This window comes from Amycolatopsis sp. NPDC004079 (genome assembly GCF_040610415.1).
Classification (GTDB): Bacteria; Actinomycetota; Actinomycetes; order Mycobacteriales; family Pseudonocardiaceae; genus Amycolatopsis; species Amycolatopsis halotolerans.
In genome coordinates, this window is sequence record NZ_JBEXMH010000085.1 from 24,719 (window position 1) to 30,818 (window position 6,100).

Sequence of the window (6,100 nt, forward strand, 5' to 3'; positions counted from 1 at the left end):
CCGGTGCGGGTTTTCGCGCATCTCTCCGACATCCACCTCGACGGCGGCGATCGCGCCGACGCACGAGCCGTCGCGGTGACCCGGTACCTGCGAAACCTCGAAGAGCCGGTCGACGCCGTCTTCGTCACCGGCGACCTCGCCGATCACGGCCGGCCCGAGGAGTACCGTCGCGCGGCCGAATTGCTCGACCTTCCGGTGCCGGTGGTGTCCTGCCCCGGCAACCACGACGTCCGCGCGCACTTTCGCGAGGCGCTGCTGGGAGAACCGGCCGGCGACGCACCGGTGAACTCCGCGACCAAGGTGGCCGAAGTGCTGCTCGTGTCGTGCGATTCGACGATCCCGGGCGAGGGCGCCGGGTACCTCGCCGACGAGACGCTGGCCTGGCTGGACGACACGCTCGCCGCTCACGACGGCCCGTCGTTCGTCGCCTTCCACCACCCGCCGCTCGATGTCGGAGTACCGCTGGTGGACGCGATCCGCCAGACCGGCGAAGACCGGCTCGCCGCCGTGCTGAAGCGGCATCCCGACGTCGCGGCGCTGCTCTGCGGACACGTGCACACCGGCGCGGCGACCGAGTTCGCGGGCGTTCCGGTGCGCGTCGCGCCAGGCGTGGTGTCCGGATCACTGCTGCCGGTGGAACCCGGCGCGGGGCGCGGCTGGGACGAGGGCGGGCCGCTGGACTTCGACAGCCCGCCGTCGCTGCTGCTGCACGTGCTGCACGACGACGGCAGGCTGACGACGCATCAGCGCGCGGTCATTCAGTAACGGTCACCGGGTAAAGACCGGCAGCGTCACCCGGGACGGCCGGGTCTCGTCGTGGAACACCTCGAACCGGTTCGGCGCGCTGCGCACCGCGGACGAAACCCGTTCTCCCGTACCGTGATTGCGCGCGAAGCGGGGGAACGCGCCGCCCGCGACCTGCACGCGCAACCGGTGCCCGCGGCGGAAGCGGTACGCGGTCGGGTCGAGTTCCACCTCGGCCCGCACCACGCCGTCGGCATCGGCTTCCGGCGAGCCGGGACGCAGCCGCAGGATGCCGTCGGTGACGTTACGCGAGATGCCGCCGGGGTCGACGTCACACAGCCGCACATACACGTCGGCGTCGGCCAGTTCGGTCCGCACGAACACGGTGGCGGACACGTCGCCGATCACGTCGACGTCGTGCACCAGTGGCTCGCCGGTGAACACCAGCACGTCGTCGCGCGCCTCGGTCGCGGAATTGTCGCGCTGCTTGGTCTTTCCCATCAGCAGCGGCCCGCCGACGGCCGGGGTCGGGTCCGCCGGGTCGTAGGTGAACGGCGTGGGCAAGGCCTCGCCGGGCACCGTCTCGCCGAGGCCGCCGACCGGGCGCAGATGGGCGTGCGTGGGCTCGGAAGCGGGCGGCCAGTGGTCGAAATCGAGCCAGGCGGACGCCTGCTGCAGGAAGATCCGCACGGGGGAGCGCTGCAGCTGCGTGCGGTCGTCGGCGAGGTGCGCGCGCAGGAAGCCGAGCTGGTCCTGGATCAGCACGCGGAAGCTCGCCGGTTCGCCGTGCGACCACGGCCCGACGGTGATCCGCGGCGACCGTCCGGCGTCCTGCAGCGTGCGGAAGTCCCGCAGCTGCGCGCGGATGAACAGGTCGTACCAGCCGGTGACCATGCTGACCGGCACCTCGAGCTTCGCGACTTCCGCGCTGTGGTCCGACATCGCCCAGAAGTCGTCGTCCGGGTCCGCGTGCTCGGTGACGTCCTGCAGGAACTGCACCGGCTTGCCGATCGCCACCACGTCCGCGCCCGCGATCGGCAGATACGCCATCGCGTTGCGCGTGCGCCGCGTCTGCAGCGGGTTCGGCAGCGCGGCGAACCGTTCCTCCTGCTTGCCGATCATGGCCGACCAGGACACCATGTTGTCCGCCGCCAGCACCCCGCCCGGGTAGAACGTGCTGACGAATTCCGAGGCGGTGATTCCCAGGCACATGGCTTCCAGCGGCGGGTCCAGGTACGGGCCGATCGCCCACTGGGTGTGGCCGAGGTAGCTGGCGCCCGCCATGGCGATCCGGCCGTCGCACCAGGGTTGCTCGCGCAGCCATTCGGCGGTGGCGATCCCGTCTTCGCGTTCGTGGTGGAACGGGCGGAACTGGCCTTCTGAGCCGAAGGTGCCTCGGGTGCTTTGGAGGACTGTTTGGAGGCCGTGCCTCGCGAACGTTTCGCCGAACAGCTTGGCGAGGGGGCCGGTGCGGCCGTAGGGCGTGCGGATCAGGACTACTGGGCCGGTCGTCAGGCCGGGCGGGGCATAGCGGTCGGCCAGGAGGTGCGCGCCGTCGTGCATGGGGACGCGGAGGCCTTTGGCGGCGGTCGGCGCCGGGCCTTCGGCGGCGGGAAGCCCGAGCAGCCGGTCGACGATTCGGTTCAGCACGTAATCGAACGTACGCGAGTTGTTAGGGGTTCGCTCCTGCTGAAGAGGGGCGTGGAACTAGGCGGCCAGCGCGTCCGTCACTCGAAGGGCGGGATCGCTGAAGGGAACCAGCAACTCCGCGTCGACGCCCGCTCGCGCCAGTGCCGCCGCGAGCACCGCAGGCCTGGCACGGTCGCCGCCGTCCGCGATCTTCAGTGCTACCGCGATTCCGTCGGGAAGCGCGGCGAGCTGCACGGCCTCGAAACCGTCCTTCGCGATGAGCCCGGGCACGGTCTGCATGAGCCGGGTGACGTCGCGTCGGCTTCCCGCCACTAGATCCGGATGCTGCCGGATTCCGTTGGCCACCAAGGACTCCGGCGAACCATCGGATGCGGTCGCGATGCGCGAAGCAGCCCGCGCCAACCCCCGCAGCGAGAGCGCGAACAGTGGCGCACCGCAGCCGTCCGTCGCCACTCGCGGCACGGTCTCCCCAGTCAGATCCTCGACGGTTTCCCGGATCGCGCGCTGCAGCGGATGCGTCGGATCGAGGTAACCCTCGACCTCCCAGTGCTGCTCCCGGCAGACGGCCAGCATCGCGGCGTGCTTGCCGGAGCAGTTGTGTGCCAGGCGCGCCGGCTTCCGGCCCTCCGCGATCCACGCGTCTCGCTCGACTGGGTCGTACGGCAGGTCGGCCGGGTTGCCCAGATCAGCTTCAGCGAAGCCGTAGCTGGTCAGGACGGCGGCGGCCGCTTCGAGGTGTCGCGGTTCGCCGGAGTGGCTGGCTGCGGCGATCGCGAACCCGCGCGGATCCAAGCGCAGTCCGAGCCGGGCCATGGCGGCGGCTTGCAACGGCTTCGCGGTTGAGCGCGGGTACATCGCGACGTCGGGGTCGCCTGCCTCGAACAGGGTCGAACCGTCGGGAGCGAGTACGACGACCGAACCGTGGTGTACGCCTTCGACCATGCCGTCGCGCAGAAGGTGGACCAAAGGGACGTGCTGCGGGTCGCGTTCCTGGGGGATCACGACGCTTCTGCCTTGTCGAACGCGCTCATGTCGATCCGCTTGCGCACGACGAACCAGCCGACCACCAGGGCGACGACGATCACCGGCAGCGCCATCAGGGTGATCCGGCCGGTCTTGTCGAAGCCCATCAGCACGACGACCGCGGCGAGGAAGACGAGCGTCGCGATCTCGGTGTAGGGCGAGAACGGCAGCCGGAAGCGGGGACGGGTGACCTCGCCGCGCTTGGCTTTTCGCACGAACAGCAGGTGGCTGAGCACGATGATCGCCCAGGTGCCGAGGATGCCGACGGCGGCGAAGTTCAGCACGATTTCGAACGCGTCCTTCGGCACCACGTAGTTCAGCCCGACGCCGATCACGCACACCGACGACGTGAGCAGGATCCCGCCGTAAGGCACCTGGTTGCGGTTCATCACGCCGGTGAACTTCGGCGCGGACCCGGCCAGCGACATCGAGCGCAGGATTCGCCCGGTCGAGTACAGACCCGAGTTGAGGCTCGACAGCGCGGCGGTCAGCACGACCAGGTTCATGATGCTGTCCGCGTAGGGCACGCCCAGCTTCGACAGCACCGTGACGAACGGGCTTTGATCGGCCGAGTAGGCGTTCCACGGCAGCAGCATCGCCAGCAGCACGACCGAACCGACGTAGAACACCGCGATCCGCCACATGATCGAGTTGATCGCCTTGGGCACGACCGCCTTCGGGTTCTCCGTCTCGCCCGCCGCGACGCCGACCAGCTCGCACGACGCGTAGGCGAACACGACGCCCTGCACGATCAGGATCATCGGCACGATGCCCGCCGGGAAAACGCCGCCGTGGTCGGCGATCAGCTGTGGACCGGGCGCGTGGCCGTCGATCGGGTGCTGGGTCACCAGCAGGAAGATGCCGACGAGCAGGAACAGCACGAGCGCGGCGACCTTGACGATCGAGAACCAGAATTCCATCTCGCCGAACAGCTTCACCGAAACGAGGTTCAGCGACAGCACGACCGCCAGCGCGATCAGCGCCAGCACCCACTGCGGGATCGGCGTGAAGAACGACCAGAAGTGCGCGTACAGCGCGATGGCGGTGATGTCCGCGATGCCGGTGGTCGACCAGTTGAGGAAGTGCATCCAGCCCGCGATGTACGCGCCCTTCTCGCCCATGAACTCGCGCGCGTAGGAGACGAACGCGCCGGACGACGGGCGGTGCAGGATCAGTTCGCCGAGCGAGCGCACCACGAAGAACGCGAAGAGCCCGCAGACCGCGTACACGATCGCGAGCGCCGGACCGGCCTGTGCGAGCCGTCCGCCCGCGCCGAGGAACAGGCCGGTGCCGATCGCGCCGCCGATGGCGATCATGTTGATGTGCCGGGATTTCAGCGCCTTGCGGTATCCGGCGTCGCCCGCGTCGGCGGTGTCCGCCTCGGCAGTCGCGGGCAGGGTTTCTTCAGTCACGCGGTGGTACCTGTTTCTGCTTCGCCGGCGCGGGCCGGCCGGACGATCGTGGTCAGGGTCTTCTCGACGTGATCGAGATGCTCGGTCATCGCGGCCGCCGCCGCATCTTCTTCGCCTTCGGCGATCGCCGTGACGATGCGCCGGTGCTCGACGTTCGACTGCGTCCGCCGTCCGCCGAGCTGGTTCAGGAACGCCGACTGGCGGGCCAGCGCGTCGCGGATCTCTTCGATCACCTTCGCGAACACCGGATTGCCTGATGCCCGTGCGATCGTGACGTGAAACTGTGAGTCGAGCGCCACCCACGCGGTGTCCGAGGTCTCGGCGTCCATCCGGTCGACGAGATCGGCGAGGCGCGCGAGCTGGTCCGCGTCTCGGCGGCGCGCGGCGTATCCGGCCACCGGGACCTCGACGTGGCGGCGCACCTCGACCAGGTCGCGGGCCGAGTAATCGCCGAACGTAGGGTTCTCCGGCGGCCCGCTCGCGGTGACGAACGTGCCGCGGCCGGTGCGCGACACGGTCAACCCGAGCGCCTGCAGCCCGCGCAGCGCCTCGCGCACGACCGAGCGGCTGACCTCGAACTGCCTGCTCAGCGCGGCTTCCGACGGCAGCTGGTCGCCGACCGCGTACTCCCCGCGTTCGATCGCCTCGCGCAGGTAGCCGAGCACGGCCTCCATCGCGCTGACGCGCCGGGGGAGCGGTCCGGCTGCCCGGCTGTCAGACAGGTTCACGCGTCGGATCGTCGGTTCCGGCCCGGCCGCTGTCAAGCGGTGCACCGGCCCCTTTCTGGGAGGTTGTGGCTTGGTTCACGCTCCTGAGTGACATTCGGCGGACCGGCTCCCGGCGGGCCCGGTCTTGTCGGTGCCGGGTGCGACTGTGTCCGGGTACGGGAGAGCGCACCGGTGATCACCACCGGGAACGCGTCCGGCGCGTCGGGGCCCGCGCCCGGCGGTTCGGAGGGAGGATGCCGGGGCGCTCTCCGAACTCGCGGCGGACTAGGGTGGGCAGCCCGGGCCCGCCGCGTCGACCGGAGCCGGGAAGCCGTCTGCCTAGGGGAGGTTTTCGCTGGTGTCGAACGATTCTTTCGTCCACCTGCACGTCCACACTGAGTATTCGATGTTGGACGGTGCGGCGAAGATCGGTCCTTTGTTCGCGGAGGCGGCTCGGTTGGGCATGCCCGCGGTGGGGATGACTGATCACGGGAACATGTACGGCGGGGACGAGTTTTTTCAGACGTCGAAGAAGCACGGGATCAAGCCGATCATCGGTATTGA

General features: G+C 69.6%; 6 protein-coding genes. 2 read left to right on the plus strand and 4 right to left on the minus strand.

The features are described 5' to 3' along the window. Window positions 1–3 precede the first annotated feature (3 nt). Window positions 4–765 (plus strand): metallophosphoesterase, encoded by a 762-nt coding sequence (locus ABZX37_RS44090; RefSeq protein WP_354750165.1) that lies wholly within the window; start codon window positions 4–6, stop codon window positions 763–765. A gap of 3 nt (window positions 766–768) precedes the next feature. Here ABZX37_RS44090 and ABZX37_RS44095 read toward each other — a convergent pair whose 3' ends face one another. From ABZX37_RS44095 to ABZX37_RS44110, 4 genes are read right to left on the minus strand one after another with little or no spacing between them, the layout of a single operon-like run. Further along, entirely contained in the window at window positions 769–2,394 is a 1,626-nt protein-coding gene (locus tag ABZX37_RS44095; protein ID WP_354750167.1) for a CocE/NonD family hydrolase, read from the minus strand. Window positions 2,395–2,451: 57 nt separating this feature from the next. Then, the gene (locus ABZX37_RS44100; protein WP_354750169.1) at window positions 2,452–3,396 is read right to left on the minus strand and encodes an asparaginase; all 945 of its coding nucleotides are present in this window, start codon (window positions 3,394–3,396) and stop codon (window positions 2,452–2,454) included. Then, window positions 3,393–4,829: an amino acid permease gene (locus ABZX37_RS44105; protein ID WP_354750171.1), complete on the minus strand. Its 1,437-nt coding sequence runs from the start codon at window positions 4,827–4,829 to the stop codon at window positions 3,393–3,395. Before ABZX37_RS44105 ends, ABZX37_RS44100 begins: the two co-directional genes overlap by 4 nt. Next, window positions 4,826–5,503, minus strand: a complete 678-nt coding sequence (locus ABZX37_RS44110) for a FadR/GntR family transcriptional regulator (protein ID WP_354750175.1) — start codon at window positions 5,501–5,503, stop codon at window positions 4,826–4,828. The genes ABZX37_RS44105 and ABZX37_RS44110 overlap by 4 nt, the downstream gene beginning before the upstream one ends. A 391-nt stretch (window positions 5,504–5,894) precedes the next feature. Here ABZX37_RS44110 and ABZX37_RS44115 point away from each other — a divergent pair. Continuing rightward, the coding region (locus ABZX37_RS44115) for a PHP domain-containing protein (RefSeq protein WP_354750173.1) at window positions 5,895–6,100 on the plus strand (206 nt) is incomplete at its 3' end.